The 3,358-nt window shown below is 56.6% G+C and carries 2 protein-coding genes; both read left to right on the top strand.

Annotated elements, in window-relative coordinates; all coding sequences use genetic code 11:
- The coding region (locus NZM04_04735; protein MCS7063341.1) for a glycosyltransferase family 4 protein at window positions 1-505 on the top strand (505 nt) is incomplete at its 5' end.
- A 161-nt stretch (window positions 506-666) separates the two neighbouring features.
- On the top strand, window positions 667-3,066 hold the full coding sequence (locus NZM04_04730) for a DUF2029 domain-containing protein (GenBank protein ID MCS7063340.1): 2,400 nt from the start codon (window positions 667-669) through the stop codon (window positions 3,064-3,066).
- The last annotated feature ends 292 nt before the right edge of the window (window positions 3,067-3,358 follow it).

Here is a 3,358-nt window from a genome sequence, read left to right as displayed (position 1 = left end):
GGACGACGGCTTAGCCCAGGAGGTGATCGTGGTCGGCCGGCAGGGCTGGCTGCACGAGGCCACCTACCGCGCCGTGCACGAATTGGGGCTGACCGGCCAGGTGCGCTTCCTCACCGCCGTCGAGGATGACGACCTAGTCGCGATGTATTCCCTGGCCACGGTGATGGCCTTCCCGTCGGTCTACGAAGGCTTTGGCTTCCCGCCGCTAGAGGCGCTGGCGTGCGGCGCGCCGGTCGTCTCGTCCAACGCGGCGTCGCTGCCCGAGGTGTGCGGCGATGCGGCGCTGCTGATCCCGCCGCTGGACGTCGCCGAGTGGGTCCGCGCGCTGCGGCGCGTCCTGGGCGACGAGGCACTGCGCCGCGAGCTGGGCACGCGCGGGCCGCGGCAAGCGGCAAAGTTCACCTGGGCCGCGACCGCTCAGGCCACGCAGGCCGTATACCAATCGCTGATCGCCACTGCTGACCGTCATCCCCTGCACAGCCCGTCGTCGCGAAGGTGGGAATAGGGCTAGACTCCCGCCTGCCGGATCAAGTGGGCACCATGCTGCACCGCCTAGATTTCGTTCCGTTTAGCTGCCCTCACCCTTAGACCGGATTTGGTATATTCGCAGCTGCCTCAGCCGATGACCGCCAACCGGTGACGGCGACCCGCCTAACATAGGATGCTATGAAACAACATCGGGTATCCCTCGAGTTCGCTTCGCTTCTCTTAAAGATACTGATCCTGCTCGGCTACACCATAGTTCTGCTGCGCACGGCCTGGACGTGTGACGACGCTTTCATAACGATGCGCGTAGTTGACAACCTGGCGAACGGACACGGACTCGTCTGGAACACCGATGAGCGAGTCCAAGCTTACACGCATCCGCTCTGGTTGCTGCTGATTGCGCCGATCTATTTCTTTACCCGCGAAGCATACTTTACCTTGCTGGCTCTCTCGGCTGTGTTGTCCATCTTCAGCGTGGCGCTGCTGCTGAGGATGTGCGGAGATCGTCTGTGGCGAGTCGCGCTGATTGGGATTGCGCTGATCGGCTCTAAATCGTTCGTTGATTTCTCGACTTCCGGTTTGGAGAATCCGCTTAGCCATTTCTTGCTTGCGCTGCTATGTTTCTCCTACCTGAGAGCCCCCCAGACAAAACCACAATATTGGACTGCGTTGTCAGGATTGCTTGTGCTTAACCGGTTGGACTTTGTATTGTTGATTGTGCCCCTGCTTTTAGACTACCTGCGCCATGCGGATAACTGGGTGAAGAGGTGGCGTGCGCTGTTGCTAGTATTCGGGCCGGCGCTCGTGTGGATGGGCTTCTCGACCCTCTACTATGGATTCCCCTTGCCAAACACCTTTTATGCGAAACAGTATGCCGACATACCTAGATCCGAGTATCTAGCACGAGGAGTAGCCTATTTTTACGATTTCATTACCAATGATCCTCTGAGCTTCGTCACGATCGTCTGCGGAACCATACTGGGTGTGATCGCTTCCAACCGTAGAACACTTTGGCCTCTCAGCTTGAGCATTGTGTTGTACGCTGTCTATGTCTTTTGGATCGGCGGCGATTTTATGCGTGGGCGGTTCTTCTCGGCACCCTTTGTCATCGCTGTAGCCTGCTTATCTCAAGCCCCCACTCTCACACCGTTTGCTCCGCCCGTCCACAGACATGTCTTTCGGGTGATGGGCCTGGTTGCCGCATTCGGGCTGAGCTCGCTCGCCAAGCCGGTGCCCACATGGCTGAGCGGCTATCCATATCCTGCAGATGAGCTATTCCGCCCGGTTCACACGCCGCTTAGTCAGCTTGTGTCGAAGTTAATCGGACGAGGCGATCTCCCTGTGCTTCTCAGCCACGTCATTGATGAACGTGGCTTCTATTACGAAGGAACAGGCTTGCTCCCCCGATTGAATGGCAGCGCCTCAGTGGAAAACTTTTTGTTTAGCGCAAGGGCTAGACTTTTACGGATACGAAGACCAGAAATATTGGTTGTGAGATCAATAGGCTATTTCGGGTTTTTCTCTTATCCAAGCACAAAAATTATAGACCTACATGCTCTGTCAGATGCTCTTCTGGCTCGTCTGCCACTAGATAGTGAGTCACAAGTGTGGCGAATAGGACATATCCCACGCTACCTGCCCGATGGCTACATCCCTACCCGCATTTATGGCAAGAATCAGATAAGGAATCATCAGATAAGACGGCTATATGACGATATCCACCTCGTCATCGCTGGACCTCTCTTCAGCGTTGAACGGTTAAAAGCTATAGTGAGATTGAATCTCCGTCCTACCAAAGTAGACCCGTCGCTGCTCGATAAGCCGCTTCAAGACGTCACGCGATTCCAATTCGGCAGCACTTTGTATCCTGTGCCAAAGCAGGGCTTAAATATCTACATGGACGCGAGAGAGCCGATCACCTCTTCTTTGCTGCTCATCGCGAGCGCGGGAACATCCTACACCCTCACCGCGAGGCTTGCTGGGGATGACACCCCGAGCTCAATCGTCAAGGAATTGCCTCTGTCTGCGACGGCTACAGGACCTCATCGGCGATATCAAGCACATCTCGTTGATCTCACCGAGCAACCCGTGCGGTATAACCTCTTGCAGCTGCTTCCTTTTTCAGGAGCTCGGGACTTTCAAGCAGGCTATCTTCGCCTGCTTGACTCAATCGGATTTTTGCAACATCAACGCTTGATAACAGATGGAATCACACTATCTTCCACAATTGGCATAAATGCGACAGATCCTCTACCTCGTCTCATTCAATTTGAGCTGTTAGCCGGCGCTTGGTGGGCTGATGCACAGACACTCACCGAAATCGAGCTAGTCCTTTCTCGCCCTCAATGCTCAAATGCCGCAAGTGAGCGCGTAGATGTTTGGGTCAACCATGTCCATCTCGCAACCCACACATGGGATCTGACGCGATGTTCGGAGAAATGGGCCACTGTAATATCGGTAGACCCTCACATCCTTCGTAGCGGCTGGAACTTACTGGAGATTGATGTGCATCAGCGCGCCTCAGTTGCGGTCGAGCGGATCTGGATCAGCTCTTCCCAAGCTCACACCTACCGGCGCTAGATCGCACTCAACTCACCGGTCAGCGTTGGACGCTTCAGGGAGCTCGTCTGCTAAGCAAAAGGGCGCTTACACCCTTCGGCCGCCGGATTGACGACGCGCCGAGCCGTGATTAAATGCAGCCATGTCCGGCGCTAAGGTCCGCCTGGGCTTTGTCGGCACCGGCATGATGGGCCAGGCGGCGCACCTGCGAAACTTCGCGGCGCTCGCGGAGTGCGAGGTGGTGGCGATCGCCGAGCTGCGCGAGGAGATGGCCGGCCGCGTCGCGCGGCGCTACGGCGTGCCGCGCGTCTAT

It is taken from the genome of Candidatus Methylacidiphilales bacterium (assembly GCA_025056655.1).
In the GTDB taxonomy this organism is placed as follows: domain Bacteria; phylum Verrucomicrobiota; class Verrucomicrobiia; order Methylacidiphilales; family JANWVL01; genus JANWVL01.
Note: the sequence above shows the minus strand (reverse complement) of the source record. Positions and strands in the feature narration are given on the sequence as shown.

Excerpts from the sequence above, each read along its gene's own strand:
- NZM04_04730 (MCS7063340.1), top strand. The coding sequence starts at position 667 with ATGAAACAACATCGGGTATCCCTCGAGTTCGCTTCGCTTCTCTTAAAG.